Raw genomic sequence first — 26,061 nt, forward strand, 5'->3', positions numbered from 1 at the left:
AACATGCAGTTCGAGTTCTTGCTGGAACAGGTGGTGAATGGCCTCGTGCTCGGAGGCTATTACCTGCTGATCGCGCTCGGGCTGTCGCTGATCTTCTCGGTCGGCGGCATCGTCAATCTCGCGCATGGCGCCTTCTATGCGCTCGGCGCCTATGTCTGCGTCGAGCTGACGAAACGCCTCGGCTTCGGCGCCGCCGTTGTGATCGCGCCTTTCGCGGTCGCCCTGCTCGGCATCCTGTTCGAGCGCTTCATCCTGCGGCGCTTCTACACGGCCGATCCGATCCTGAGCCTGCTCGTGACCTTCGGCCTGGCAATGGTCGCCGAGCAGGCGATCCGCATGATCTGGGGCGCCGCACCCGTCTCGACCGAGATTCCGCAAGGCTTTCGAGGCTCGGTCATCGTCGGCGACTTCCTGTTCTCGCGCTATCGCCTGCTCATCCTTGCAGTCGTTGCGGCGATACTGCTCGGCATCTGGCTTCTGCTGCACAAGACCTCGTTCGGCCGCGTCGTGCGGGCCGGCATCCAGCGGCCGGACATGGTCGCGGCCCTCGGCATCCGGCTGCAGCCCTACATGACCGCGATCGTGATGCTCGGCGTCGGCATGGCCGCGCTCGGCGGCGCCTTCTTCGCGCCGATCACGACCGTACATCCGGCGATGGGCGCGGAGATCATGACCATCGCCTTCGTCGTGGTCGTGATCGGCGGGCTCGGCAGCTTCTGGGGCGTCGTCATCGCAGCGCTGCTCGTCGGCGTGGTGCGCGGCATCGCCATCCACTTCGAACCTGCGGCCGGTGAAGCCTCGATCTACATCCTGATGTTCCTGGTGCTGCTGGTGCGCCCGCGCGGCCTGCTCGGCGAACGCATCGAGAAGTTCGAATGAGAAGCGCCTCGCCCATCGGCAGGCTGAAACCGCTGCTGATCGCGGCTGCGGCAGTCGTCGCGCTGCCCTTCGTGCTGAAGGCGTTCGGCCTGTCCTTGAACACCGGCACCTGGATCGTCGGGCTTGCGATCGCGACGATGGGGCTGAACCTCTGCATCGGCTATACCGGCCTCGTCTCGTTCGGCCACAGCGCCTGGTTCGGCATCGGCGCCTACGCTGCCGGACTGATCCAGCTGCGCTTCTTCCCCGGCGAGATCTGGCTGCCGTTGATCGGATCGATGATCGTCGTCGCGATCGTCTCGAGCGTGGTCGGCATGCTGATCCTGCGCCGGCACGGCGTCTACTTTTCGCTACTGACACTGGCGCTGGCTGCCCTGGTCTATACCACCGCCTTCCGCTGGACGAGCCTCACCGGCGGCGAGGACGGGCTCGGCGGCTTGAAGCGCGGCGACATCGGCGCGATCAGCCTCGACCACGCGCTCAACTACTACATGGTGGTCGCGGCGATCGGGCTCGTCGTGCTCTACGTGCTGATGCGCCTGGTACGCTCGCCATTCGGCCACGTGCTGGTCGCGATCCGCGAGAACCAGTTGCGCGCGAGCTTTCAGGGTTATCCGGTCGAGCGCTACAAGCTCGCAGTGTTCGTGATCTCGGCCGTGGTGACGGGCCTCGCCGGCGCGCTCATCGCGTTCCTGAACTATCTCGTCTCGGCCGAGGCCGTCTCGGTGCCGTTCGCCGGCGAGCTGCTGGCGATGGTCGTCATCGGCGGCATGCGCAGCCTGCTCGGCCCCGCGCTCGGAGCGCTGTTCTTCATCTTGTTTCGCGAGCTCTTCTCGATCTGGACCTCGGACTGGCTGTTCTGGTTCGGTCTCACCTTCGTAGCCTTCGTGATGTATTCGCCCGGCGGCCTCGTCGGCATCGGCGCGCTGATCATGCGGCGCTTCCGCCCCGCCGTGGAAGAGACGGCCGCGATGAGCCGGCGCAAGATCTATGACGGCCTGCCACTGCCCGACGTCCTGCGGCCGGACGCGTTAGAAGGTACCGTGCTCGAGGTCAGCAGCGTCTCCCGAAAATTCGGCGGCATCCGCGCGGTCGAGAATGCCAGCATCAAAGTCGCCGCCGGCGAGATCCACGCGCTGATCGGCCCGAACGGCGCCGGCAAGACGACGCTGTTCAATTTGGTCTCCGGCCTCTACGCGCCGGACCGCGGCACGATCCGCCTGAACGGGCGCGACATTGCCGGCGTGCCGGCCGATCAGATCTGCCATCAGGGGCTGGCGCGCTCGTTCCAGATCACCAATCTGTTTCGCGGGCTGACGATCTACGAGAATTTGCGGCTGTCGCTGCAGGCGCGGCGCGCCATGCGCTTCAACATCTGGAACGACATCGACGCCTACCAGGACATTCACACCGAGGCGGCCGCATTGACAAAATTCCTCGGCCTCGAGGGCATCGAGGCGATCGCGGGCGGCGAGCTCTCCTATGGCGGGCAGCGGCTGGTCGATCTCGGCATCGCGCTCGGCTCCAAGCCGCAGGTGCTGCTGCTCGACGAGCCGCTCGCGGGACTGGCCGCCGCCGAGCGCGAACGGGTCTCCAACCTGGTCAAGAACATCGCGACCAACATTCCCGTGCTGATCGTCGAGCACGACATCGACCGCGTGCTCGGCTTCTCGCAAGTGGTCACCGTGATGAACCAGGGCGAGGTGTTGATGTCCGACCGCCCGCAAGCGGTGCGGGCCGATCTGCGAGTGCAGGAGATCTATACCGGCAAGGGCATTCCCGCCGTCGAGCACCGGCGCACCGAGGAGACGGCTGGAGAGCGCGAGATCGTGCTGCGCCTCGATGGCGTCAACACGTTCTACGGCAAGAGCCACATCCTCAACGACGCCGCGCTCGAGGTGCGCGAGGGCGAGATCGTCGCGCTGCTCGGGCGCAACGGCGCGGGCAAGTCGACGCTGCTGAAAACCATCGCGGGGCTCGTGCCGGCGGCCTCCGGCACGATCAGCTATGGCGGCGCCGACATCGCGCGCCTTCCTGCACCCGAGATCGCGCGCCGCGGCCTCGGCTACGTACCGCAGGGCCGCGGGCTGTTCGCCGGCATGACAGTGCGCGAAAATCTCGCGCTCGGACGTCTGGCGCGCAAGACCGACGGCAGCGACGGCGTGGTCTGGGACGAGGAGCAGATCCTCCACACTTTCCCGCGCCTGAAGGAGCGCATGAACATCGCGGCCGACTATCTCTCCGGTGGTGAGCAGCAGATGGTGGCGGTCGCCCGCGCGATGTCCGGCAATGTGCGCCTGTTGCTGCTCGACGAGCCGTTCGAGGGCCTCGCGCCGGCGGTGACGCTCGAGCTGTTCAAGGTGTTCGATGCACTCCGCCGCCACGTATCGATCGTGATCGTCGAGCACAATCTCGACCTCGTGCTCGCGCTCGCCGACCGCGTCTTCGCGCTGGAGCGTGGCGCCGTGTTCCACCAGGGACCGGCGGCGCCACTGCTGAACGATCTCGGCTATCGCAAGCAGATCCTGTGGCTCTAGCGCTCCCTACTCCGCCTTGATGTTCGCCGCCGCCACCACTTCGGCGAGCTCCGTGGTCTCCTTCGCGATCTTGGCGGCATACTCAACCGGGCTGAGCACGCTCACGACGCCCTGCGTCTCCAGCCGCTCTTTCAACATCGGATCCGTCGCCGCCGCGATGATCTCGCGATGCAGCGCCTCGAGGATCGGCGCTGGCGTTGCCTTCGGCATGAAGAATCCGACCCAGAACGAGAGGTCGAAGCCGGGATAGCCGGCCTCCGCGACGGTCGGCACGTCAGGCAGCGACGGCAGCCGCTCGGCAGAGGACACCGCGAGCGCGCGCAGCTTGCCGGCCTTCACCAGCGGCACCGCGGATAAGGGATCGAACACCGCCAGGACCTCCTGCGCGAGGATGCCGACCTCGGACGCAGCACCACCGCGATAGGGCACGTGGATCATCTTGACGCCGGCCTTCTGGCTGAGCAGCTCCATGGCGAGATGAGCGAGGTTGCCGTTGCCGCCGGAGCCGTAGGCTAGCTCGCCCGGCTTGGCCTTGGCGGCGGCTACGAGATCGGCCACGGTCTTGATGTCGGCCGTCTTGGGATTCTCCGGATTGACCACGAGCACGAGCGGCGCCGACACGATGGTGGTGAGCGGTGCGAGGTCCTTTTCCGGATCGTAGCGGATGTCCTTGAAGAGCGTCTTGTTGAGCGTGATGGTGGACGAGTTGCAGGCCAGCATCGTGTAGCCGTCGGCTTCCGCATGCGCCACGCCTTCGGCGGCGATCATGCCGTTGGCGCCGGCGCGGTTCTCGACCACGAAGGCTTGGCCGAGCTTGTTGCCCAGCCGATCGGCGATGATCCGCGCGACGACATCGACCGGACCGCCCGCGCTGAAGCCGACCATGATCTTGACCGGCCGCACCGGATATTTTTGTGCGAGGGCCTCGGTCGTCACGCACAATCCGGCGACGATCGCCAGCAGGCGAAGCGTTCGTTGCATTCGTTCTCTCCCCGGACGCTCGCGGCCGCTTTGGCATGACGCGGCGCATTCGCCGATCATGATGAGCGGGCGCGCCGGATTTCGCAATCGCGTTTGCAGGCCGGCATTCCGTCACGCGGCAGGTCAGAGCAAGTTCGAAACAAAACGCGCGAAAACAACCCCATGCACAGTAGCCGGTCTCTGTCAGAACAAGGGCTTACACGGACAAGGACTTGCACGACCGGGAATCGCGCGCTTCGCAATGTCGTTTGACTCGTCGGGCAAAACACCGGCAGAATGCCATCATCGCAACAATCGCCAGCCTCGACGCCGCCCGACCATTGGGCGCCGCGCGGCGATTGCGCGTAAGCCCTTCATCGACATCTCGAAAATCGCACAGGCGCGCAAGCCAAGCGATCGATTTCGCGCGCGATGAGCCCGTGCCAGCAAAGGACCCAGCACATGACGACACCTGCCAAACGCCACGGCACGCCGCCGGTTGCGGCAAACGATCGCAGCGGCCCCGCCGCAAGCCCGCGGATCAAACTCTACAAGCGGCGGATCGTGATCCAGCATACCGATCCGCAGGCCGGCGAACGGCTGCTCGCCGAGGCGCTCGGCGTCGCCGACCGCGACGCGCTGCATGGGCTGCTCAGGCAGCTGGTGAAGGCCAGCCTGGCCGGACGGAAGCCCGATGAAGCCAATCTCGCCTTCATGATCTCGATGATGAAGAGCATCGCGCCGAAGGATTCAATCGAGGCCATGCTGGCGGCGCAGATGGTGTCGGTTCACGCGGCGGCGATGCGCGCGGCCTGCCGCCTCATCCTCACCGACGACATTCCGCAGCAGGAGAGCATCACACGCGCATTGACCCGGCTGACCCGCACCTTCGCAAGCCAGGTCGAGGCACTCAGCCGCCACCGCAGCAACGGCGAGCGCGCCATCACGGTCCGGAATCTGTCGGTGCAAGACGGCGGCAGGGCGATCGTGGGCAACGTGACCCAGCACGCGAGCATGATCGTCGCCGAGCCGAACGCCGCGACAGCTGCAGGAATGGTCCCGCCGCGCGAGGCCTGCGAATGCGAACGGGCCGAATTTAGCCAAGGCGCCGGCGCATGACCCGCGATCACATCCGCAACACGGGCGCGATGATGACGAGCCCGCGTTGCGGCGCCGCGACGCGCAGCGGCACCGCCTGTCGCGCACCTGCGGTGCAAGGCAAGACCCGCTGCCGCATGCACGGCGGCGCACGGAGGTCAGGCGCGCCAAGGGGGAATCAGAATGCGCGGACCCACGGGGAATTCACGCGTGATGCGGCCGCGGAACGAAGACAGGTCCGGGACGTGCTGGAAGACGCGCGGAAGCTGCTTAGGGAGCTGTCGTGAGTTGCCGGATAGATCTTGAAGGCCAGCCAGCGAAGATCGCAATTGTTGTTGCCGAACACGGTGGCGGGGACACGCGGCAGGCGCCCCCACAGACTTGCACCTTGATCATTTCCTTAAGTCTGCGATGGATTTGGTCGGCTACGCCGTCAAGAGCGGACATGCCCGGCGCCAGGCTAGAGGTCGGCTAAGGGCCAATTCCGGACATCAGCGCTGCCTGTAAGTCTCGGGCGACGATCTGTTAATCGTGAGCGAGGGCTTGGCGTGCGACTTGAAAGATTACCGCTTAAGTTGTGATCGACATAATCGAAAGCGTTAGTGCAGGATCGCATGCAATCGATGTTCCGGCTGTGAAGCATCCCAATCCAAGGAAACATCGATCCATTCGGCGACTCCACTGGAGCCCGGATCGTGCAGGCATTGTATGGATGTTGCTGTCAGCATTTATTGCAGTCGCCACCTTTGCGGCGGTTGTCATTTATTACCCATTTCTGCCACAGCGGAACTCCAATGCGGGCTTTGGACCGGACTGGGATTGCACACCTCACCCCAGCGGCGAGCCCACTTGCATCAAGAAGATCGGGCGGTAAGTCAGCCCCATACGTGCGGCAATTGAACGAGCCAACATGTCCTTTGAGAGGTGGTGAAGGATGCCGTCAATCAGGTGAAGATCGGGTCTGTGGTGATACCCCTAAGCAGACCTCAAGGAGGCGCCGCGTTACTTCGCTGATGGGCCACAAGCAGTCGTCGTGTGACCGCATCAAGCTGACAGCAACCATAACAAACTGCGCGAGCGGTTCCGGTTAGACAAGCATAGATTGCCTCTTCGCCTCGCGATATGCTTGGCCGGCTCTTGGAAGGCGCAAAGCATGCTACCCGCAGATTACGTCTTTGGCTTCGCTGTTGCGTTAATCGTCGCATTCAACCTTTATCTTGGTCCTCGGATCGAACGCGACCGCGTTGCAATGCAGTGGGGACCAAATGGCGAGCCAACATGGTACGCTCCAAAATGGTTAGCCGTATGGGGAATGATTATCTTCATGGCGGCCGTGCGGCTCCTTATTTTGTTGGCTTCGACATACGCGCCGCAGCATGTGCACGGCGCTGAATTGGGAATAGTTATTTTCTCGATGGTCGCCGCTGGCTCTCACCTATTTGTCTTGATGAAGGCAAGAGCGAACGTCTGACTGATCGGCGCAGGTCAGCTTTGGGTCACAGGCAGACTTCCGCGCCGACTTGGCCTGACGTCGGCTTATCTCCTGAAGGCAGACATAGCGGCTGTGTAAGCGGAGGTCGGCAACGGGCCAACATGCGACATTCCGGGTCACTGGGTACGGCTCGTCCGCAATTCCGACAAACTGCCTGCGCTTGATTGAGTTCTCACGTGGTCCCGCCCGCAAGAGGAGAATCCCGTCATGTCGAAACCAGCAATCGCGCTTGTGGTGGCACTGGTCGCGACGGGGGCCAACGCGCAAGATACTACGTCTGGACAATCGGACGCGCCGGCCCTTACCAGCACGAATGGAACACGGCCGTTTCTATTTGATGGACGAATGCGAGGTGACGGCGTCCGGCGGGGCGCGATCACCGACGATCATCACTCCAACGGTGGCACCATCGTCATGCCACCGAAATCAAGCCAGCCAGCGCGCGAACGATGAGTCCGCGTACCCGTTCACTGAAGTATTCGTCGGCTACGTGTACGCGCGTGGCCGCTGCGGGTTCCTAGCGACGACCGCTAGGACTTCCGTTCTGGGTCAAAGGCAGATGATACCTAGTGCGGTGCATGGCCTGGTTCACGTCAAAAAGCAGACTTCGCTCAACAAGAACCTGCGGATTTGTTTGGAACAGAGTTTAGGACCTCATGATCGCGACGAGCTCGCGGGTTAGCCCGGCCAGGGCGCAGCGGGCCATGAGGAACGCCCGGCGCGGTATCCCTTGAGCCCTACAGCCCGGCATGCTACATAAATTGCTCGGGACATTGACAACCGCCCGATGAGCTCCCGCAGCCAAGTGTTGTTTCGCTCCATACGGAGGTGAAACATGTCTTGCGGCAGCACGACTTCCAACTCGACTTGCACCATCAGCCCCCTTCGCTGTCTCTTCCGGACGTTATACGGTGGAAGATTCCGTTTGCGTGGCTGGCTGGAATTGTGTGCGCCTTGGAACGACGACGCCAGTACCAGGAACTTCTCGCACTTGATGATCGGCTGCTCGCCGACATGGGCCTCTCGAGGACCACCATTGAAGAGGTGCGCAAGTCCCCGTTGTATCTCTTGCCGTAGCGCGACAGCCGATGACATCTGCCAACTTTGCTGGCCGGCCTTCCAGCTAGGTCGCTGCTGTCGAGGTTCGCACGGGAGGCAGGTTCGCCCCGTGTGAGACGGCCGGCGCCTTCTGCGGCGCCGGCCGCCTCCCGCCCGCTACTGCAACCGGTCCGAGGTCCAGCGTCATGGGTTTCGACGGCAGCAGCTCGACTGTGGACGCCGGCTTCTGGCCGTTGAGGATGCCGGGTCTTCCGGGTGCACCTTGCCCACGCCATATCCGCGTTTAACCGCAGATACGGCCAAGCGCATTAAATCCACGGAAGAAAATAGATGACTGATCACTTCGACCTCGACGCATATCTCGCTCGTATCGGCCACCGCGAACCGCTGAACGCTGGCCGTGAGACTCTGAACGCGATCGTTCTTCGCCACGCGCAGTCGATCCCGTTCGAAAATCTCGATCCCCTTCTCGGTCGCGAGGTACGGCTCGATCTGGCTTCGCTGCAGGCCAAGCTGGTCCTCGGCCGCCGCGGCGGCTATTGCTTCGAGCAAAATCGGCTACTCGAAGCTGCGCTCCAGAGTATCGGCTTCAGGACACGGCGGCTGGCTGCGCAGGTTCTGTGGCAACAGTCCAGGTTCCTCGCGCGGACCCATATGTTGCTGCTGGTTGAAGGCCAAGGCCCCGACCTGCTCGTTGACGTCGGCTTTGGCGGAATGACGTTGACCGGCGTGCTTCAGCTGATGGTTGGGGTCGAACAGGAGACGCCGCACGAGTCTTTCCGGCTCATGCGGGACGGCGAGGATTTCAGGTTGGAGGTGAAGCTGCGCGACGGCTGGAGTCCGATCTATCGCTTTGACACGCGCGAGCGACATCTCGCCGACTATGAAGTCTACAACTACTTCCTCTCCACAAATCCTGCATCCCCGTTCGTCAGGTCGCTTGTGGCAGCTCGCCCCGGCGACCACGGACGTTATGCGCTGCTTAACAACAAGCTCGCCATTCACCACCGCGGCGGGAGCACGGAACGTCGTACGTTGACGACGCCTGCCGAGATACGCGATGTGCTTGTGGATTTGTTCCAGATCAGGGTGCCGGCGGCGGTTGAACTCGATGCGATACTGCACGACCGGATTGCGAACACCGCTACCTGATGCGCACCATTCCGCAGTCAGCCTCGGTCTGATGGGCGCGGATTTTCACGTCGAGCCGCAGGTGCTCGCGACCTCGGTCGCCCTTGGCGCGACACAAGACGGCCGGCGCCTTGTACGGCACCGGCCGCCTTTCTGCCCGCTACTGCGACCGGTCCGACGTCCAGCCCTTGTACTCGCCGACATTGTCGCGCGTGACGAGTTTCGACGGCAGCAGCTCGACCGTGGACGTTGGCTTCTGGCCGTTGAGGATGTTGACGCCGACCTGCACAGCGCGGCGGGCCATGAAGAACGGGTCCTGCGAGGCGGAGGCCTGGATCTGCGTCGCCTGCGGGTCCTTAAGCGCTGCTTCGATGTCGGGCGCGCCGTCGACCGCGGTGATGACGATGCCGGTGCGCTGCTGCTGGCGCGCCGCAAGGTCGGTGCCGATCGCCTGCGGATCGTTGATGGCGAAGATGGCGTCGATCTTGGCAAAGCGCGTCAGATAGCCCTGCGCCACCGTGAGGCCGCCTTCGCGCGAGCCCTTGCCGTCCTGGTCGTTGGACAAAACCTTGATGCCGGGGTTCTTGCCGAGCACGTTCTTGCAGCCGACGACACGATCGATCACCGCGGAGACCTGCGGGCCGTTCTCGATGATCACGTCGCCTTTACCGCCCAGCTTGTCGACGATGTACTGGCAGGAAATCTCACCGGCCTGGACGTTGTTGGTGGTCACCGTGGCGTCGGCGCCTTCGGCCGCGGTGTCGACGGCAACGACGACGATGCCGGCGGCCTGCGCCTTCTTGATCGCAGGGCCAACCGCCTTGGGATCGCCGGGATTGAGCAGGATCAGGTCGACGCCGGCGGCGATGAAATTGTCGATCTGGGTGACCTGCTTGCCGAGATCATATTCGAAGCCGACGGTGGTGATCTTGACGTTTGGGTTGGTCTTTTTGGCCTCGAACTCGGCGCCCTTCGACAACGCGACGAAGAACGGATTGCCGAGCGAGCCCAGCGAAATGCCGATCGACTTGAGCTCCTTGGCGAAGGACGGCGCGGAGCTCAGGACGAGCGCCATCGCGGCGCCGGCAAACGAGATCGTCTTCAACATTGGTTTCCTCCCTGGTCTGTTTGAAGCTCCGGCACGGCGACCAGTTGCCGTGACGGAATGGACATGCGCGGCGCAGTGCCGGCTGCATTTTCTTGCTCTCAGGTCCGCGCCGAGCCCTGCAGCCGATAGCGGTCCAGCGCGACCGCGCCGATGATCACCAGGCCCTTGATCACGTATTGCCAGACGTCGGAGACGCCGATCAGGATCAGGCCGTTCGACAACACGGCAATGATCAGCGCGCCGACCAGCGTTCCCCAGATCGAGCCGATGCCGCCGACAAAGGAGGTGCCGCCCAGGATCACGGCGGTGATGGCGTCGAGCTCGTAGGACTGGCCGAGCTGCAGGCCGTTGGCGGCGTAGAGGCGCGCCGCCTGCATCGCGCCGCCGAGGCCCGCGAGCAGGCCGGACACGCCATAGACGAAGATCAGCACGGCCCAGACCTTGATGCCGGCGAGCCGCGCCGCGCTCTCGTTGCCGCCGACCGCGTAGATGTGGACCCCGAGCACGGTGCGCTTGAGCAGCAGCCACGACACCAGGATGACCAGCAATGCGATCACCCAGAGCCAGGGAATCGACAGTACGCCGGGAATGAAGGTCAAAGCGCCGTTGCCGATGAAGGCATAGGGTATCGACGGATTGAACACCGTGGTGTCGGCGCCGAGCAGGCGCGCCGCGCCGCGCACGGCGGTCAACGATCCCAGCGTGACGATGAAGGGCGGCAGGCGCAACAGCGCGATCAAGCCGCCATTGAGAATGCCGAAGACGGCGCCGGTGAGCACCGCGGCCGGCAACCACAGCACCCCGAGATCGGGAAATTTGGAGATGATCAGCCCGGCCATCGCCGACGCCGCCAAAATCGAGCCGACCGAAAGGTCGATGCCGCCGGTAAGGATGACGAAGGTCATGCCCGCGGCCAGCACGGTATTGACCGCGGACTGCTGCACCACGATGCCGATGTTCTGGCCGGTGAAGAAGCGGCCGTCCGACAGGACGTGAAAGCCGATGCACAGCAACAGCAGCACCGGCAGCATGCCGACGGCGCGGATGATCATCCGCGTACGCTGCCGCTTCGTCTCCTGCGCGGCGGAAAGGCCGGGCGCGGCGGGCGCGGCCTTGACAGGGGCGGCGTTGGCGGAAGCGCCGTTCTCAGGCATCGAGCTGCTCCGTTCCGGTGGCGAGTGCCATGATCTCCTCCTGACTGAGCTGCGTTGTCGCATCGCGCCGGATCTGCCCGGCAATCCGCCCAGCGCGCATCACGACGACGCGGTCGCAGATGCCGATGATCTCGGGCAGGTCGGACGAGATGACGAGAACCGCGGTGCCCGACTTCGCGAGATTGTCGATGATCGAATAGATCTCGGACTTGGCGCCGACGTCGACGCCGCGCGTCGGCTCGTCGAGGATCAGGATTTTCGGGCCGATCGCCAGCAGCCGCGACAGCAGCACCTTCTGCTGGTTGCCGCCGGAGAGCCCGCCGGCGGGAACACCGACATTCGCGGCGCGGATTCCGAGCGCGGTGAACGCGCGCCTGGCGCGGTCGCGGGCCTTGTCGCGGTCGAGGATGCCGCCGAATTTCGCATCCCGGCCCAGCACCGCGAGATTGATGTTGTCGAGGCAGGACATGTCGAGAAACAGGCCGAGCGCCTTCCTGTCCTCGGTGAGGTAGGCAATGCCGGCGTCCAGCGCCTCGCCGGGCGTGCGGATGGAGACCGCGCGGCCCTCGATCTCGACATGGCCGGAGACCATCGGAGCGGCGCCGATGATGAGATGCGCAAGCTCGGTACGGCCGGCGCCGACGAGGCCGGCGAGGCCGACGACCTCGCCCGCATGCACCGTCAGCGAACATCCCTTGACGCGCCTGTTGTCGGCGATGTCGACGGCCGCGAGCACGGGCGCTGCCGGCGCCTTAAGATCATTTCTGGGATCATGCTCCTTCTTGTAGAAGGACGAGACGTCGCGTCCCACCATCATCCGGACGATGGTGTCGGCGCGGATGTCGCCCTTGTCGAGCGAACCGACCAGCGTGCCGTCGCGCAGCACCGTGACGCGGTCGCCGAGCGCATAGACCTCGTCCATGCGATGCGAGATATAGATGATGGCGAGACCTTCGGCGCGCAGCTGGCGAATCAGGGCGAACAGCCTTTCGCTCTCGCCGGCCGACAGCGCGGTGGTCGGTTCGTCCATGATCAGGATCCTGGAGCGGGCGTGCAGCGCGCGCGCGATCTCGACCAGCTGGCGCTGGCCCATCGAGAGATTGGCCACCAGGGTCTGCGGCGTGAAATCCGCACCGAGCCGCGCCAGGATCGGACCGACGCCGGCCTGCATCGTCTCCCGCGCCAGCAAGCCGCCGCGGGAGACTTCGCGGCCGAGATAGATATTCTCCGCGACGCTCAAATTGGGGGCGAGCGAGAGTTCCTGATAGATGATCGCGATGCCGGCCGCGCGGCCGCCGAGCGGGCCGCTGATCTGCACAGGCTGGCCGTCGATGCGGATTTCGCTGCCCGGGTCCGGCCGGTAGGCGCCCGACAAGATCTTCATCAGGGTGGATTTGCCGGCGCCGTTCTCGCCCATCAAGGCGTGGATTTCGCCCGCGTAGACGGTGAGGTCGACGTCGCGCAGCGCCTTGATGCTGAAGAACGATTTGGAGACCCGGCGCATCTCGAGGATGGGCTCGCTCATCACACCTCCCCGACGCGCCGACGGCGGCATCGCAACCTCACCCGCGTCTCGTTGGTCCCTGGCGCGGGTGGCGCATTAAACAAAAGGCCGCGGCGCAGGGCAATAGCTCCGGCGTGCTGACCAGTCGGTCGAACGCAGATTTTTCTTTTTCAGACCGAACCGATCTCGGACGCGATGCCTTTTCTTCGCCACATCATCGCGTATCGCCATCAGCGCCGCGGCCGGTACAGGCGGCGCCATTCCGGAAGCCGCTCGGCATAGGCCTGTGCGAGCGCGGGCTCCGGCTCGAACGTCTCGACCCGCTGCGGCGCGGTGCAGACGGCGTCGATCGCCTCCCCGGTGACGGCGAGGCGGCCGAGCCGCGCGGCGCCAAACGCAGCGCCGGTTTCGCCATCGGCAAAGCGATGCACGGGAATGTTGAGGACATTGGCCAGCACGGAAAGCCAGAACCGCGACCGCGAGCCGCCGCCAATGACATCCGCCTCTGCGATCACAAGTCCCGTGTCGGCAAGCGCGTCCCGGCAATCCGCAAGCGCGAAGGCGACGCCTTCCAGCACGCTTTGCACGATGGCGTCACGATCCGTGGCGTGACTGAGCCCGTCGAGCATGCCGCGCACCTCCGGGTCATCGTGCGGGGTGCGTTCGCCGGACAAATACGGCAGGAAGCTGACCGGCGACGGCGCCTTCGGGCGCAACCCGAGCGGCGCCAGCAGCTCGGCCTCGGAGGTCCCCAACAGCCGCCCGATCCACGCCAGGCACGAGGCCGCCGAGAGGATCGCGCCGGCTTGAATCCATCGATCTGGGACGGCGTGACAGAAAATGTGCACGACCCGCTCCGGATTGGCCGCGATCGTCTCGGTCGGCACCAGCAATGCGCCGGAGGTTCCGAGCGAGATGAAGGCCGCGCCGCGGTTGACGGCGCCGATGCCGACGGCTCCCGCCGGATTGTCGCCGGCCCCGCCGGCGATCATCGGCCGCCGGGTCATGCCCCAGCGCTGCGCCATTTCGCTGCGCAGCCGTGCCGAAGGCGCGCAGCCCTCGACCAGACGCGGCATCTGCCGGCGCGACAGAAACGTCGCCGCTAACCCCTCATCCGACCAATCGCGGCTGACAACATCGAGCCACAGCGAACCCGAGGCGTCCGAGACATCCTCGATCGCCTCACCCGTCAGCACCAGGCGCAGATAGGCCTTGGGTTGCAGCACCAGTTTTGTCGCAGCGAAGATCTCCGGTTCGTGCCTGGCGACCCACAGCAGCTTTGGCGCCGTGAATCCCGGCATCGCCTTGTTGCCCGTCGTCGTCCGCAAGGTGGGCCAGCGCTGCTCCAGCTCGGCGCATTCCGCGAAGGACCGTCCGTCATTCCAGAGAATGCAGGGCCGCAATGGCACGAGATTGGAATCGAGCAGCGTTGCTCCGTGCATCTGGCCGGACAGGCCGATGCCTTCGACCTCGGCCAATTCGCGCGCGTGATCTGCCTTCAGCCCGTCCAGCGTCGCGAACGTCGCCTCGATCCACTGCGCCGGGTCCTGCTCGCAATGGCCGGGACGCGGCGAAGAGACCGTCAGCGACCGGCTGCGGCTCGCCACCACGCGCTGCGCGTCGTCGACCAGAACGATTTTGATGGCAGAGGTACCGAGATCGATGCCGAGATACATGAGACCACTTGCTTGCGCGTCCAGGATCTTACGCTTCCATGACATTGCGGCCATGGCGTTCCCGATGTTGGCATGCACTCGCCAATCATGTAACCCCACCCGAAAGCTTCTCGGGACGCAACGCCCATGACGACGACCGCCACCAACGACGCGGGAGCCACCCGCGCGCTGATCCTTGCGTTGCTCGCGCTCGCCTGCGGGCACATGCTCTCGACCTTGCTGCGCACCATTCCGGCGGTCAGCCTCGACCTGATGGCGGCGGATTTCGGCATCGAACCACAGGCGCTGGCCAGCCTCACCTCGGTCTATCCGTTCGCGTTTGCAGCCGCGCAGATCCCGGTCGGCGCGGCGATGGACCGGTTCGGCGTGCGGCCGGTGTCGCTGAGCCTGCTCGCGGGAACCGTGGTCGGTGCCATCGCGTCGGCGTTCGCGACAGGACCCGAAAGCTTCGCGGTCGGACAGGTGCTGCTGGGCTTGCCACCTCCGGCATGCTGATGTGCCCGATGACGCTGGCCGCCAAGCAATTGTCGGCCGCGCGGTTCGGGCTGTGGTCGGGCACGATCCTCTCGATCGGCAATATCGGCATGCTGTTGTCGTCGAGCCCGCTCGCCTTCGTGGTCGACACTTATGGCTGGCGCGCCGGGTTCTGGATCTCCGCACTCGGCGGCGTCGTGGTCGCGTTTGCCGTGTTCATGCTGGTGCCGAGCCAGCCGGCCGAGCACAAGGACGAGTCCTCGCCGCTGTCGCAGATGGTCGAGGTGCTCAGGCTCGGATTGTCGCGGCCCTTGCGCGGCCTGATCGCGCTGGCGCTGGTATCGCTTGCGACCTCGCTGGTGCTGCGCGGCCTGTGGGGCGGGCCGTGGCTGATGCAGGTCAAGGGATTGTCCCGGGTCGAGGCCGGCAACCAGCTCGGCGCGTTCACGCTGGCGATGATCGCAGGTCCGCTTGTCATCGGCATGATCGACCGCAGGCTCGGCCGCCGCCGCGAGTTGGTGGCCGGAACGCACTTGGCGGGCGCATTGCTGCTGGCGCTGATGGCGTTAGGGGCGCCGAACTATGCCATCTCCATGTTGTGTGGTGTGCCCGTAATGCCGCCGCAATACGACCTGGTGCTGTTCGTGCTCATTGGCTTGGCGACCTCGGCCCAGCCGCTGCTGTTCGGCATGTCGCGTCAGCTGGTCGACGCGCAAGTAGCAGGCAAGGCGCTCGCGGCGATCAACCTCGCCTTCTTCCTCGGCGCGGCCCTGATGCAGTCGATGACCGGCGCAGTGGCGGCTTTTGCAGGGCTGCCGGCGGTGCTGCTGTTCATGGCTGCCATGCTTGGCATCGGCGCGCTGATCTTTTTGACTTACACCTCGCCGCGTTCGTAGGATGGGCTGCGCAAAGAGTTCTCCCCATCGAATGCGCGCCAAAGGAATAACTCATGCCTGTCGACACCAAAGCCGCCACCGACCGCCTCATGCGCTTTCTCGCCGTCGAGGGCGTCACCGGACAGGAGGCGGCGATCGGGCGTGAGCTCACGGCCGCGCTGAAGGAAAGCGGCGTGCCGGCGAAGGCGATCCGGCTCGACGACGCCAATACGCGCATTCCCGTGCCGACCGAGACCGGCAACCTCATCGTCGACCTGCCCGGCCGCGGCGCGCTGCACAACCAGCCGCGCATCATGTTCATGACCCATATGGACACCGTGCCGCTGTGCGCCGGCGCCAAGCCGAAGAAATCCGGTCGCAAGATCGTCAACGGGGCCAAGACCGCGCTCGGCGGCGACAACCGCTGCGGCTGCGGCGTGCTGGTGACGCTGGCGGCCGAACTCGAAAAGCAGAATCTCGATCATCCGCCGATCACGCTGCTGTTCTGCGTGCGCGAGGAGAGCGGGCTCTACGGCGCGCGCCACGTCAAGCTCGACGAGCTCGGCTCGCCGCTGATGGCCTTCAACTATGACGGCGGCTCGGCCTCCAACGTCGTCATCGGCGCCGTCGGCGCCGATCGCTGGACTGTCGAGATCTTCGGCCGCGCCTCGCATGCCGGCGTCGCGCCCGAGCGGGGCATCTCCTCGACCATGATCATGGCGCTTGCGCTGGCCGATGTGAAGGCCGGCGGCTGGTTCGGCAAGGTGGTCAAGCGCAAGCAGCAAGGCACCAGCAATGTCGGCCCCGTCACCGGCGGCGAAGGGCGGCCTGCGGGCGACGCCACCAACGTCGTCACCGACTACGTGCATGTGCGCGGCGAAAGCCGCAGCCACGACGGAAAATTCTTCAAGGAGATCACCAAGGCCTACAAGGCGGCGTTCGAGAAGGCGGCCAAGAAGGTCAACAATGCACAAGGAAAATCCGGCAGGGTCAAATTCAAGGCCAAGACCGACTATTATCCGTTCCGCATGAAGGAGAATTTGCCGGTCGTGAAACGCGCGATCGAGGCGGTGTCTGCCGTGGGCGGAACCCCGAACGTGCGCGCCGCCAATGGCGGCCTGGATGCGAACTGGATGGTCCGCCACGGCATTCCGACCGTCACCTTCGGCGCCGGCCAAAACGAGGCGCACACGATCGACGAATGGATCAATCTCGACGAATACGACCGCGCCTGTGCGCTGGCCGTGCAGCTTGCGACGATGCGGTGAGCTGCCTTGCACGGCGCGCGCTTGCCGGGCGGCGCGCGTCGGCCTAGCCTGCAAAGAAAACGCAGGGAGGCCGCATGCCGCGCATTTCGACCGTCGAGACCGGATTCTACCGGATCCCCCTTCCTGTCACGCTGTCGGACTCGATGCATGGCGACATGGCGGCGTTCGAGCTGATCACCTGCCGGGTGCGCGATGCCGATGGCGCCGAGGGCGTCGGCTACACCTACACGGTCGGGCGCAATGGCGGCGCCGTCGCCGACATCCTCAAGCGCGAGATCCCGCCGCTCGTCGAGGGACGCGAGGCCGACGATACCGAGGCGATCTGGCATCAGGTCTGGTGGGGCCTGCATTATGGCGGGCGCGGCGGACCGGCAGTGCTGGCGCTCTCGGCGCTCGACATCGCGCTGTGGGATTTGAAGGCGCGGCGCGCGAAACTGCCGCTGTACCAGTTGCTCGGCGGCTTCGACGCGCGGGTACCCTGCTATGCCGGCGGCATCGACCTTGATCTCTCCGTCGAGGCGCTGCTGAAGCAAACCGACGGCAATCTCGCCAAGGGTTTTCGCGCCATCAAGATGAAGGCGGGCCGGCCTGATCTCAAATCGGATGTCGCGCGGGTCGCGGCGATGCGACAGCATCTCGGCGACGGCTTTCCGCTGATGGCGGATGCAAACATGAAATGGACCGTCGAGGAAGCGATCCGCGCCGCCCGCGCCTTCCGACCCTATGACCTCACCTGGCTCGAGGAGCCGATCATTCCCGACGATGTCGCGGGCCACACTCGCATCATGCAGGCCGGCGGGGTGCCGATCGCGGCGGGCGAAAATTTGCGCTCGCTGTGGGAGTTCAAAAACTACATCGTCGCGGGCGCGGTGTCCTATCCCGAACCCGACGTCACCAATTGCGGCGGCGTCTCCGCCTTCATGAAGATCGCGCGGCTGGCGGAGGCGTTCAACCTGCCCGTCACCAGCCACGGCGCGCACGACATCACCGTGCACCTGCTCGCGGCTTGCCCGAACCGCTCTTATCTCGAGGCGCACGGTTTTGGGCTCGACAAATACATCGAGCATCCGCTGGTGCTGGAGGACGGGCTTGCGCTCGCGCCGGACCGTCTGGGCCACGGCATCAGCTTCGACTGGGACGGACTGGCAAAGCTTTCGCCATAGAAAATTGGTCGTCATGCCCGGGCTTGTCCCGGGCTTCCACGTTCTCTGTGCAACAAGCAAGACGTGGATGGCCGGGACAAGCCCGGCCATGACGATGGGACCGAACGCGTTGCTGCACGCGAGGCATTCGCTGACGCTTGATGCAAGCTGCGGTTATTCGGCTATGGTGCCGACGCCGACACACAATCCAAGAGATTCCCGCCTTGCTCCCCGAGTTGCACCAGAAACTGACCGCGTGGCGCCAGCATTTGCATGCGCATCCCGAACTATCTCTCCAGGAGAAAGCCACCGCCGCCTTCGTGCAGGACAAGCTCACCGAACTCGGCATTCCCTTCGAGTCAGGTATCGGCGGCCACGGCATCGTCGCGACCTTGACCCGCGGACACGCACAAGGCCGCGTCGGCCTGCGCGCCGACATGGATGCGCTGCCGATCACCGAGGACACCGGTCTGCCCTACGCCTCGAAAAATCCCGGCGTGATGCATGCCTGCGGCCATGACGGGCATACCGCTTCGCTGCTCGGCGCCGCCGCGCTGCTCGCCGCCGACACCAGCTGGAGCGGCACCGTCGATTTCATCTTCCAGCCGGCGGAGGAAGGTTTTGGCGGCTCGCGCGCGATGGTCGCGGCCGGGCTGTTCGAGCGCTTTCCGATGGAGCGGGTGTTCGGCTTTCACAACTGGCCGGGACTCGCTGCCGGCACCATCGCAGTCCATGACGGCGTCGTGATGGCCTCCGGCGGGCGCGTCATCATCACCATCGATGGCCATGCCGGGCACGCCGGCATGCCGCATCTGACGCGCGATCCGGTGATGGCGGCCGGCCATCTGATCGTGGCGATGCAATCGATCCTGTCGCGCAGCGTCGATCCGCTCGACACCGCCGTGCTCTCGCTCTGCACGATCGAGGGCGGCACGGCGCGCAACCAGGTCGCCGGGCGCGTCGTGATTGGCGGCACACTGCGGTATCATCGCGACGCGGTGAAGGACATCGTCATAGCGCGCATCGAAGCGATCTGCGCCGGGATCGCGACGAGCTTTGGCGTCAAGGTGACGCCCGAGATCGTTATTGGCGTTGGCGTCGTCATTAACACGCCGGTCGAAGCCGCCCTTGCCCGCCTCGCCGCGGAAAAGGTGCGCGCCGAGGTGCGGCGCGACCTCGCGCCCAGCATGGCCGGCGAGGATTTTGCCCACTTTCTCTCGCGGGGCCCCGGCGCCTTCGTCTGGATCGGCAACGGGACTTTACGCGACGGGGCCGAGTTGCACGGCCCGCGCTATGATTTCAACGACGCGATCCTGCCGGTGGCATCGAGCTGGATGGCCGAAGTCGCCAAGACGGCATTGGCGTCGAACTAGGCACGCTCAAGAGATCTCGCGCGGCAGCTTCCAGCCCGGCTTCGGCTCGAACGTCTCCTCGACCTGCGCGACGTGATAGCCGGCAGGCAGGAGCCTGCCGCCCTCCTCGTCCGCGACGGGAACGTCGGTCACCAGCCCCTCGATCAATGCGGCTTCCCACACCTCCTTCTCGGAGGGAAATGGGTCGCCGATCTGCTTGTTGCCTTCGAACAGCGCGTACATCGGTTCCGGTCCTGCGTTGATCAAGCTCACGAGCAACGTATCGGCCGCACGGGCGTTCCCTTTTGGCTAACGCGGCTCCCCGCATCCAGCGGGCCGCGTCCGACGATTGCAAACGGAGGCGGGGAACGATGACACGGACATGGCGCGCCTTCTGATCGGAACTTCCGGCTGGCATTACGCCTCCTGGCGAGGCCCGTTCTTTCCGGAGGGCGTGACGCTGAAGGAGCAGCTTCGCTATTATGCCGGACAATTCGACACCACCGAGCTGAACGGGGTGTTTTACCGTACCCCGACTCCGGAGGCCGTCGAGGCCTGGCGCGAGCAGACCGGGCGCGATTTCGTCTTCGCCTGGAAGGCATCGAAATTCATCACGCACTGGAAGCGGCTGTCCGAGCGCTCCGTCAACAGCCTCGAACTGCTGGAAGATCGCATCTCGCGGCTCCGTGGCAAGGCCGGCCCGATCCTGTTCCAGCTCCCGCCGCAATTCGAAGTCGACGCGGACCGGCTCGCCGCCTTCTTCAAGCTGTTGTCGCGAAAGCGGCGTTACAGTTTCGAATTCCGCCATCCGAGCTGGTATCAGCCGCGCATCCTGCGGATGCTGGCCGACGAGAACATCTCGCTGTGTTTGTCCGACCACCACGACGCGCCGGCGCCATGGAAGCGCACGGCGGATTTCGTCTATGTGCGCGGACACGGGCCAAGCGGGCGCTATCACGGCCACTATACCAAAGCCACGCTGGCGCAATGGGCGCGGCGCATCAAGTCCTGGAAGCGGCAGGGCTGCGACGTCTTTGTCTATTTCGACAACGACCAGAAGAGCGCGGCGCCGGCCGATGCACAGGCGTTGAAGCAATTGCTGTAACGCACGGATAAGGCCGGGCGAAGCGCCGTCATGCCGCCGATCGGTCCGGCTGGCCGCCTTGCAGCTCGTCGAGCAGGCGCTGCTCCCGCTGGATTCTGCTGCGGTAGAGCTCGCGTTCGCTCTCGGTTCTGGCGCCGGCCAGCAGCAGCCGATAGTGCCCGATCACCTTCTCGCTGCCGCGAATGAGGAGGTCGCGGACCTCCCTCATCGTTCCGCTCCCCTCGCGGTGGAGGCCGATGGCTGGTTCGGAAGGGTGAATGCAACGGGGAAGACATCGGCGGCGAGAGCCTCGAGCGCGGTCTGCTCCTCGGCGAGGCGTCGTTCGACAAACTGGCGTTCGATGTCCGACAGCTTGGTCTTCAGCAAGCGCCGGTAGCGGGAGACATTGTTTCGGTGCACACGGAGGCGGGCCAGATCCTGATTGAGCATCGTCGTCACCCCTGACGGTCTTCCACGGTCCTTTATCGATTTGGCGGTATGGGAAGCGGAATCTTCCGGCCCAAAAAATAATCAGGCTGCTTTCGCTGTCAAGGCGCTTCCTCGCGGCTTGCCGGCGCTTTGGAAGGACCAGCCCGGCCGCCGGCGGATCAGCCAAAAAAATTTTCGAGGCCCCTCTTGCAACTCCCTTGCGCGGTTCTAATTCGTTTTTCGCCGCGAGAGCGGCGTGCCGGATGCCCGTCGGGTCCGGCGCGGGCGCCGGCCGGGTCTTCGGACCTTCCGATTCCCTGTCCTGCGCTCCTTCGTATCCATCTTGCTCTTTGGAGGACTTGGTATGAGGACCACTTTTGACTTCGCGCCCCTGTGGCGCTCCACCATCGGCTTCGACCACCTGGCCGACCTCGTCGACAGCACGCTGCGCCAGGCGAGCGAGGACAATTATCCCCCCTACAACATCGAGCGCTCCGGCGAAGACCACTACCGCATCACGCTGGCGGTGGCGGGCTTCGGCGTCAACGACATCACGGTGACCGCCGAACAGAGCGCCCTCACCATCGAGGGCAGGAAGCCCGACGGCGCCGCGCGCGAGTACCTCTACCAGGGTATCGCGGCACGCCCGTTCCGCCGCGTGTTCAATCTCGCCGACTACGTCCAGGTCAAGCAGGCTGCCTTTGAGGACGGCCTGTTGATCATCGATCTCGTGCGCGAGATTCCGGACGCGATGAAGCCGCGCCGGATCCAGATCTCGGGCGCTTCGTCGCCGCAGATCGAGCAGAAGAAGGCGGCTTAGCCTCCTCGCACGCGTTCGGCACTGCCGCAATCAGCTGGGCGGATGGCGACCGGGTCGCCGTCCGCCCATCAAGAAGCATCCCTTCGGAAGGAGTGTAGAGGGAGACGACCATGACCAACGCCAATGCGTCCACCGGCGGCCTCAACCCGCTGTTTCATCCCGCCGCACATTATGCATCTCCGAGCGCCGTCCTCGACGACCGCGGCCTCTCGACACCGGAGAAGCGGATCATCCTGTCGTCGTGGGCGTCCGACATGTACGCGGTCGAATCTCATCCCGCGTTGCGCGAGATTCCCGGCATGGACCACACCATCCGGCTCGCGGACATCCTCGCCGCGCTGCGCAGGCTGGATGACGACGACGACCCGCCGCCCCGCGGCGGCGCCTCGATGCGGCTGCGGCGTCCCGCATTCGATGCGGGCGCCGACGATGACGGCCGACCGCCTGATGGTCGCGCTGCCATCGATCTCTGTGCGTAACGTCCCGGGCATCCGCCGGCGCTTTCCCTTCCTCCAGAAAAACCCGTTGGCCACCGCGGCCAAGCTCCCGGCAATAGCATGGGCAAGTTGGCGACATGCTCGCCCTGCCCTCGTCTCGCTAGACGATGCCGCCCTGTCGTAACGCCGCGATGGCGGCGTTGTCGTAGCCGAGCTCGGTCAGAATCAGATCGGTATGCTCGCCGAGCGTGGGTGGACGCGTCGCGATTTCGCCGGGCGTTTCCGACAGGCGGACGGCGGCGCGCGCCACCGGTGCGGGCTTCGGCAGACCGGGATAGTCGACGTCCTGCATGAAGCTGGCGGCGCGGATGTGCGGATGATCCAGCGCCTGTTGCGGGCTCAGCACGGGGCCGGTCGGAATCATGGCCTTGCCCAGGGTGTCGACGGCCTCCTGCGTGCTGCGCTCGGCGCACCAGCGCGCCATCCGCTCGCTGACGATGGCGCCGTTGTTGCCGCGGCTGATGTCGTCGGCAAAGCGCGGGTCGTTCAGCCAGACCTCCTCCTCGCCCATCAGCTTCGCCCAGCGCTTGAACAGCGGATGCCCCGTGACCTGGCACAGCACCCAGCCGTCCCTGGTGCGGTAGATGTCGGCGGGCGCCGCGGTCTGGCCGAGATTGCCCGATGGCACGCGATTGACGTTGATCACGGCCTGCTCGATCAGCGTGGCATTGGTGAAGGACAAGGCGGTTGCGAGCAATGCGCCCTCGACGATCTGCCCACGTCCGGATTTGCCGCGCTCGATCAGCGCGGCGAGCGTCCCGAACGCGCAATGCAGCGCGGTGCCGAAATCGACCCAGTTGACCGCCGCCCGATACGGCGGATCGCCGGCGCCCGTCATGTACACCGATCCCGACATGACCTGCCCGACGCCGTCGAAGCCGACGCGGTCCGACCATGGCCCCGGTCCGCCGAACGCGGTCGCGGTCGTCAGGATGATGTCGGGCTTGATCGCCTTGAGCGAGTCGTAGTCGAGCTTCATCGCGAGCAAGGTCTGCGGCGGCAAATTGGCAACGACGACGTCGGCGGTCGCAACCAGGCGGCGCATCACCTCCTGCCCCTCCGGCTTCATCGGATCGAGCGTGAGGCACTTCTTGTTGCGATTGACCTGAAGGAACAGCGCGCCTTCGCCGTTTTCGCCCACCGGCGCCACGAAGCGATCCTCGCTGCCGTCGCGCTTCTCCACGCGAATGACCTCGGCGCCGAATTCGGCCAGCAAGGTCGCGCAATAGGGCCCCGCGATATAGCGCCCGAAATCGAGAATGCGTACGCCCGCCAAAACTCCCCGCATCGGTTCCGTCCCCCAGGTTTTTGCCAGATTACAGGGACTGCCTGCCACGGCAAGGTCGCGGCGGACACCATGCGCTGCCTTCAAGATGTCATGGGTTAGAAGATGTGATGGGTTAGCCGTTTCGGCCGGCGGAAATTGTGCTCTAGTATGATCCGTCTGTCCCCCAGCCAGAGCCCCATCCATGCCGCAACAATTCGATCGATCCGCAGAAGATCTCGGCAACGCGATCCATTTCGAGCACGTCAACATCCAGGTCCCGGACCAGCGCCTCGCCACGTTGTTCTACGTCACCGGCCTCGGGCTCACGCGCGATCCCTACCTCATGGTGTCCGACACCAACATGTGGATCAACGCCGGACGCAGCCAGTTTCACTTGCCGAGCGGCCGGCCGCAGGTGCTGCGCGGTCATGTCGGGCTGGTGATCGCGGGCCGCGAGGCGCTGCTCGCCCGGCTGGCGTCGGTCGCCAAAAAACTCGAGGGCACCGCGTTCGCCTTCGCCGAGCACAACGACCATGTCGAAGCGGTTTGTCCGTGGGGCAACCGCCTGCGCTGTTACGAGCCCGACGCCGCGCGCTTCGGCCGCGTCGCGCTCGGCATTCCCTATGTCGAATTCGACGTGCCGGTGGGATCCGCAGCGCGCATCTGCGCCTTCTATCCCGAGATCATGGGCATGCCATCCGCCTTGTGGAACGGCGACGGCACCGTCGCCGCCGTGAAGACCGGCCGCGACCAGCATCTGTTGTTCCGCGAGACCGACCGGCCGCAAGGCGACTATGACGGCCACCATGTGCAGATGTACATCACCGACTTCTCCGGCCCTTACCGCAGGCTGTCGGCGCGCAATCTGATCTCGCGCGAGGACAATCGATACCAGTACCGGTTTTGCGACATCGTCGATCTCGACAGCGGCAAGCCGCTGTTCACGGTCGAGCACGAGGTGCGCAGCGCCACTCACCCGATGTTCATGCGACCGATGGTGAATCGCAATCCGGCGATCAACAACAGGAATTATGCGACTGGCCACGATCAGGCGGCGTGGGCGATGGAGCCGGATCAGTATGAGGGATAGGGAATGCCGCGAGACTAGCGAATAGCGCGGGCCTTGCCGGCGGAGGCATCGCTTTGCTCCTGGGGTGAGGCGACCTGGACGGAGATTGTGAGCGGGACGCCGTTGCGCTGCACGCCGAGCTTCACCGCCTGACCGACGGGCGTGAGGCCGACCTTGTTGCGGAGTTGCGCGGCGGTGCGGATCGGCCGGTCGTCGGCCATGAGAACGACGTCGCCCTTGCGCAAGCCAGCACGGTCCGCCGGCGAATCCGCGGCAACGTCGGCAATCATCGCGCCTTCAGTCCGCGCTTTGCCCGCGGAAGGGTGCAGATCGCCCAGCGAAACGCCGATGCGGCCCCGCTCGACACGTCCGGTCGCAACGATCTGTTCCATCACGCGCCGCGCCATGTTGACCGGAATCGCAAAGCCGATGCCGACGTTGCCACCCGCAGGAGAGATAATCGCGGAGTTGATGCCGATCAGTTCGCCGCGCAGGCTGACCAGCGCGCCGCCGGAATTGCCGGGATTGATTGCGGCGTCGGTCTGGATGAAGTCCTCATAGCCCTGTTTGCCGAGTCCGGTGCGGCCGAGGGCACTGACCAGCCCCGAGGTGACCGTCTGGCCGAGTCCGAACGGGTTGCCAATCGCCAGCACGAAATCGCCTACCTCGAGGGCGTCGCTGTCGCCCAGCGAAAGAGCCGTGAGGCCGGCCGGGTTCTGAATTTGGAGCACGGCAACGTCTGTTGGCGGATCGCGGCCGATCACCTTCGCGGACAGCTGCCGGCCATCCTTTGTGGTGACCTGCACCGAGGACGTGCCCTCCACAACATGGTTGTTGGTCAGGACATAGCCCCTCCGGGCATCGACAATAACGCCCGAGCCGGTCGCGTTGACCTCCTTCTCGATCTGCCGGGGGACCTCAAAAAACTCGCGAAACACGGGATCTCTGTACAATGGGTTGTCCTCGCGGACGCGGCCGTGGACGGAGATGTTGACGACTGCCGGCGTGACCTGGCGAACCAGAGGCGCCAGTGTCGGGATCGAACCGCCGATCTTCGGATCGGGAATTTGCGCGCCAGCAGGATGCAATGCGAGGAGCATCAGCATTAAAGACGTCAGTGAGAGCAAACGCAGAGGGTGCATCTTTATCACGTGCGGCTTCGCCTGGGGGGAGATTGGAAATGCGT

General features: G+C 65.0%; 24 protein-coding genes and 1 pseudogene. 15 read left to right on the top strand and 10 right to left on the bottom strand.

Annotation, left to right across the window (positions count from 1 at the left end):
* Positions 1–3 precede the first annotated feature (3 nt).
* Both IVA88_RS08410 and IVA88_RS08415 read left to right on the top strand, forming a co-directional pair.
* Positions 4–879, top strand: coding sequence for a branched-chain amino acid ABC transporter permease (locus IVA88_RS08410; protein WP_247496809.1), 876 nt, complete (start codon positions 4–6; stop codon positions 877–879).
* Positions 876–3,416 (top strand): branched-chain amino acid ABC transporter ATP-binding protein/permease, encoded by a 2,541-nt coding sequence (locus IVA88_RS08415; RefSeq protein WP_247496810.1) that lies wholly within the window; start codon positions 876–878, stop codon positions 3,414–3,416. The genes IVA88_RS08410 and IVA88_RS08415 overlap by 4 nt, the downstream gene beginning before the upstream one ends.
* A gap of 6 nt (positions 3,417–3,422) precedes the next feature.
* Here IVA88_RS08415 and IVA88_RS08420 read toward each other — a convergent pair whose 3' ends face one another.
* Positions 3,423–4,397 (bottom strand): tripartite tricarboxylate transporter substrate binding protein, encoded by a 975-nt coding sequence (locus tag IVA88_RS08420; protein WP_247496811.1) that lies wholly within the window; start codon positions 4,395–4,397, stop codon positions 3,423–3,425.
* A 441-nt stretch (positions 4,398–4,838) separates the two neighbouring features.
* Between IVA88_RS08420 and IVA88_RS08425 the strand changes: the two genes are divergently transcribed.
* From IVA88_RS08425 to IVA88_RS08440, 5 genes are all read left to right on the top strand, one after another.
* Positions 4,839–5,495 carry a hypothetical protein gene (locus IVA88_RS08425; protein WP_247496812.1) on the top strand — a complete coding sequence of 219 codons (657 nt, stop codon included), beginning with the start codon at positions 4,839–4,841 and terminating at the stop codon, positions 5,493–5,495.
* A 32-nt stretch (positions 5,496–5,527) separates the two neighbouring features.
* A complete protein-coding gene (locus tag IVA88_RS32520; RefSeq protein ID WP_276577886.1) occupies positions 5,528–5,761 on the top strand; it encodes an HGGxSTG domain-containing protein in 234 nt (77 codons plus the stop codon).
* 866 nt (positions 5,762–6,627) lie between these two features.
* The gene (locus IVA88_RS08430; RefSeq protein WP_247496813.1) at positions 6,628–6,945 is read left to right on the top strand and encodes a DUF1648 domain-containing protein; all 318 of its coding nucleotides are present in this window, start codon (positions 6,628–6,630) and stop codon (positions 6,943–6,945) included.
* A gap of 966 nt (positions 6,946–7,911) precedes the next feature.
* On the top strand, positions 7,912–8,043 hold the full coding sequence (locus tag IVA88_RS08435) for a DUF1127 domain-containing protein (protein WP_247496939.1): 132 nt from the start codon (positions 7,912–7,914) through the stop codon (positions 8,041–8,043).
* A gap of 312 nt (positions 8,044–8,355) precedes the next feature.
* Positions 8,356–9,177 (top strand): arylamine N-acetyltransferase, encoded by an 822-nt coding sequence (locus IVA88_RS08440; RefSeq protein WP_247496814.1) that lies wholly within the window; start codon positions 8,356–8,358, stop codon positions 9,175–9,177.
* A gap of 139 nt (positions 9,178–9,316) precedes the next feature.
* Here the strand turns inward: IVA88_RS08440 and IVA88_RS08445 are convergent, their stop codons facing one another.
* The 4 genes from IVA88_RS08445 to xylB form a co-directional block, all read right to left on the bottom strand.
* A complete protein-coding gene (locus IVA88_RS08445; RefSeq protein WP_247496815.1) occupies positions 9,317–10,264 on the bottom strand; it encodes an ABC transporter substrate-binding protein in 948 nt (315 codons plus the stop codon).
* Between the two features lie 98 nt (positions 10,265–10,362).
* Positions 10,363–11,418, bottom strand: coding sequence for a ribose ABC transporter permease (locus IVA88_RS08450; protein ID WP_247496816.1), 1,056 nt, complete (start codon positions 11,416–11,418; stop codon positions 10,363–10,365).
* Positions 11,411–12,943 (bottom strand): sugar ABC transporter ATP-binding protein, encoded by a 1,533-nt coding sequence (locus tag IVA88_RS08455; protein WP_247496817.1) that lies wholly within the window; start codon positions 12,941–12,943, stop codon positions 11,411–11,413. The genes IVA88_RS08450 and IVA88_RS08455 overlap by 8 nt, the downstream gene beginning before the upstream one ends.
* Positions 12,944–13,152: 209 nt before the next feature.
* On the bottom strand, positions 13,153–14,598 hold the full coding sequence (xylB, locus tag IVA88_RS08460; RefSeq protein ID WP_247496940.1) for a xylulokinase: 1,446 nt from the start codon (positions 14,596–14,598) through the stop codon (positions 13,153–13,155).
* Between the two features lie 126 nt (positions 14,599–14,724).
* On the opposite strand from xylB, the pseudogene IVA88_RS08465 reads away from it, so the two are divergent.
* The 4 genes and pseudogenes from IVA88_RS08465 to IVA88_RS08480 all read left to right on the top strand — a co-directional run bounded on the left by IVA88_RS08465 (position 14,725) and on the right by IVA88_RS08480 (position 19,730).
* Positions 14,725–15,968: pseudogene (locus IVA88_RS08465) on the top strand (MFS transporter).
* A gap of 53 nt (positions 15,969–16,021) precedes the next feature.
* Entirely contained in the window at positions 16,022–17,215 is a 1,194-nt protein-coding gene (locus IVA88_RS08470) for a M20/M25/M40 family metallo-hydrolase (RefSeq protein WP_247496818.1), read from the top strand.
* Between the two features lie 74 nt (positions 17,216–17,289).
* The gene (locus IVA88_RS08475; protein ID WP_247496819.1) at positions 17,290–18,378 is read left to right on the top strand and encodes a mandelate racemase/muconate lactonizing enzyme family protein; all 1,089 of its coding nucleotides are present in this window, start codon (positions 17,290–17,292) and stop codon (positions 18,376–18,378) included.
* A gap of 203 nt (positions 18,379–18,581) precedes the next feature.
* On the top strand, positions 18,582–19,730 hold the full coding sequence (locus tag IVA88_RS08480) for an amidohydrolase (protein WP_247496820.1): 1,149 nt from the start codon (positions 18,582–18,584) through the stop codon (positions 19,728–19,730).
* 6 nt (positions 19,731–19,736) lie between these two features.
* Here the strand turns inward: IVA88_RS08480 and IVA88_RS08485 are convergent, their stop codons facing one another.
* Positions 19,737–19,982 (bottom strand): hypothetical protein, encoded by a 246-nt coding sequence (locus IVA88_RS08485; protein ID WP_247496821.1) that lies wholly within the window; start codon positions 19,980–19,982, stop codon positions 19,737–19,739.
* Between the two features lie 109 nt (positions 19,983–20,091).
* Here IVA88_RS08485 and IVA88_RS08490 point away from each other — a divergent pair, with 109 nt between their 5' ends.
* Entirely contained in the window at positions 20,092–20,814 is a 723-nt protein-coding gene (locus IVA88_RS08490; RefSeq protein ID WP_247496822.1) for a DUF72 domain-containing protein, read from the top strand.
* Between the two features lie 28 nt (positions 20,815–20,842).
* On the opposite strand, the gene IVA88_RS08495 is transcribed toward IVA88_RS08490, so the two are convergent.
* Together IVA88_RS08495 and IVA88_RS08500 are read right to left on the bottom strand one after the other, a co-directional pair.
* Positions 20,843–21,022 (bottom strand): hypothetical protein, encoded by a 180-nt coding sequence (locus IVA88_RS08495; RefSeq protein WP_247496823.1) that lies wholly within the window; start codon positions 21,020–21,022, stop codon positions 20,843–20,845.
* Positions 21,019–21,243 carry a hypothetical protein gene (locus IVA88_RS08500; protein ID WP_247496941.1) on the bottom strand — a complete coding sequence of 75 codons (225 nt, stop codon included), beginning with the start codon at positions 21,241–21,243 and terminating at the stop codon, positions 21,019–21,021. The genes IVA88_RS08495 and IVA88_RS08500 overlap by 4 nt, the downstream gene beginning before the upstream one ends.
* A 343-nt stretch (positions 21,244–21,586) precedes the next feature.
* Between IVA88_RS08500 and IVA88_RS08505 the strand changes: the two genes are divergently transcribed.
* Both IVA88_RS08505 and IVA88_RS08510 read left to right on the top strand, forming a co-directional pair.
* Positions 21,587–22,042: an Hsp20 family protein gene (locus IVA88_RS08505; protein WP_247496824.1), complete on the top strand. Its 456-nt coding sequence runs from the start codon at positions 21,587–21,589 to the stop codon at positions 22,040–22,042.
* Between the two features lie 110 nt (positions 22,043–22,152).
* Positions 22,153–22,521 carry a hypothetical protein gene (locus tag IVA88_RS08510; protein ID WP_247496825.1) on the top strand — a complete coding sequence of 123 codons (369 nt, stop codon included), beginning with the start codon at positions 22,153–22,155 and terminating at the stop codon, positions 22,519–22,521.
* A gap of 118 nt (positions 22,522–22,639) precedes the next feature.
* Here the strand turns inward: IVA88_RS08510 and IVA88_RS08515 are convergent, their stop codons facing one another.
* Positions 22,640–23,827 (bottom strand): CoA transferase, encoded by a 1,188-nt coding sequence (locus IVA88_RS08515; protein WP_247496826.1) that lies wholly within the window; start codon positions 23,825–23,827, stop codon positions 22,640–22,642.
* A 181-nt stretch (positions 23,828–24,008) separates the two neighbouring features.
* On the opposite strand from IVA88_RS08515, the gene IVA88_RS08520 reads away from it, so the two are divergent.
* A complete protein-coding gene (locus tag IVA88_RS08520) occupies positions 24,009–24,896 on the top strand; it encodes a hypothetical protein (RefSeq protein ID WP_247496827.1) in 888 nt (295 codons plus the stop codon).
* A 14-nt stretch (positions 24,897–24,910) separates the two neighbouring features.
* On the opposite strand, the gene IVA88_RS08525 is transcribed toward IVA88_RS08520, so the two are convergent.
* Complete coding sequence (locus IVA88_RS08525) at positions 24,911–25,981, bottom strand: trypsin-like peptidase domain-containing protein (RefSeq protein WP_247496828.1); 1,071 nt, start codon at positions 25,979–25,981, stop codon at positions 24,911–24,913.
* Positions 25,982–26,061: the final 80 nt, after the last annotated feature.

Source organism: Bradyrhizobium sp. 149, assembly GCF_023073915.1.
Taxonomy (GTDB): Bacteria; Pseudomonadota; Alphaproteobacteria; order Rhizobiales; family Xanthobacteraceae; genus Bradyrhizobium.

Bases quoted from the DNA above. Each gene is read 5' to 3' on its own strand.
- IVA88_RS08410 (WP_247496809.1), top strand. From the start codon at position 4: ATGCAGTTCGAGTTCTTGCTGGAACAGGTGGTGAATGGCCTCGTGCTC.
- IVA88_RS08415 (WP_247496810.1), top strand. From the start codon at position 876: ATGAGAAGCGCCTCGCCCATCGGCAGGCTGAAACCGCTGCTGATCGCG.
- IVA88_RS08420 (WP_247496811.1), bottom strand. From the start codon at position 4,397: ATGCAACGAACGCTTCGCCTGCTGGCGATCGTCGCCGGATTGTGCGTG.
- IVA88_RS08425 (WP_247496812.1), top strand. From the start codon at position 4,839: ATGACGACACCTGCCAAACGCCACGGCACGCCGCCGGTTGCGGCAAAC.
- IVA88_RS32520 (WP_276577886.1), top strand. From the start codon at position 5,528: ATGACGAGCCCGCGTTGCGGCGCCGCGACGCGCAGCGGCACCGCCTGT.
- IVA88_RS08430 (WP_247496813.1), top strand. From the start codon at position 6,628: ATGCTACCCGCAGATTACGTCTTTGGCTTCGCTGTTGCGTTAATCGTC.
- IVA88_RS08440 (WP_247496814.1), top strand. From the start codon at position 8,356: ATGACTGATCACTTCGACCTCGACGCATATCTCGCTCGTATCGGCCAC.
- IVA88_RS08445 (WP_247496815.1), bottom strand. From the start codon at position 10,264: ATGTTGAAGACGATCTCGTTTGCCGGCGCCGCGATGGCGCTCGTCCTG.
- IVA88_RS08450 (WP_247496816.1), bottom strand. From the start codon at position 11,418: ATGCCTGAGAACGGCGCTTCCGCCAACGCCGCCCCTGTCAAGGCCGCG.
- IVA88_RS08455 (WP_247496817.1), bottom strand. From the start codon at position 12,943: ATGAGCGAGCCCATCCTCGAGATGCGCCGGGTCTCCAAATCGTTCTTC.
- xylB (WP_247496940.1), bottom strand. From the start codon at position 14,598: ATGTATCTCGGCATCGATCTCGGTACCTCTGCCATCAAAATCGTTCTG.
- IVA88_RS08470 (WP_247496818.1), top strand. From the start codon at position 16,022: ATGCCTGTCGACACCAAAGCCGCCACCGACCGCCTCATGCGCTTTCTC.
- IVA88_RS08475 (WP_247496819.1), top strand. From the start codon at position 17,290: ATGCCGCGCATTTCGACCGTCGAGACCGGATTCTACCGGATCCCCCTT.
- IVA88_RS08490 (WP_247496822.1), top strand. From the start codon at position 20,092: ATGGCGCGCCTTCTGATCGGAACTTCCGGCTGGCATTACGCCTCCTGG.
- IVA88_RS08495 (WP_247496823.1), bottom strand. From the start codon at position 21,022: ATGAGGGAGGTCCGCGACCTCCTCATTCGCGGCAGCGAGAAGGTGATC.
- IVA88_RS08500 (WP_247496941.1), bottom strand. From the start codon at position 21,243: ATGCTCAATCAGGATCTGGCCCGCCTCCGTGTGCACCGAAACAATGTC.
- IVA88_RS08505 (WP_247496824.1), top strand. From the start codon at position 21,587: ATGAGGACCACTTTTGACTTCGCGCCCCTGTGGCGCTCCACCATCGGC.
- IVA88_RS08510 (WP_247496825.1), top strand. From the start codon at position 22,153: ATGACCAACGCCAATGCGTCCACCGGCGGCCTCAACCCGCTGTTTCAT.
- IVA88_RS08515 (WP_247496826.1), bottom strand. From the start codon at position 23,827: ATGCGGGGAGTTTTGGCGGGCGTACGCATTCTCGATTTCGGGCGCTAT.
- IVA88_RS08520 (WP_247496827.1), top strand. From the start codon at position 24,009: ATGCCGCAACAATTCGATCGATCCGCAGAAGATCTCGGCAACGCGATC.
- IVA88_RS08525 (WP_247496828.1), bottom strand. From the start codon at position 25,981: ATGCTGATGCTCCTCGCATTGCATCCTGCTGGCGCGCAAATTCCCGAT.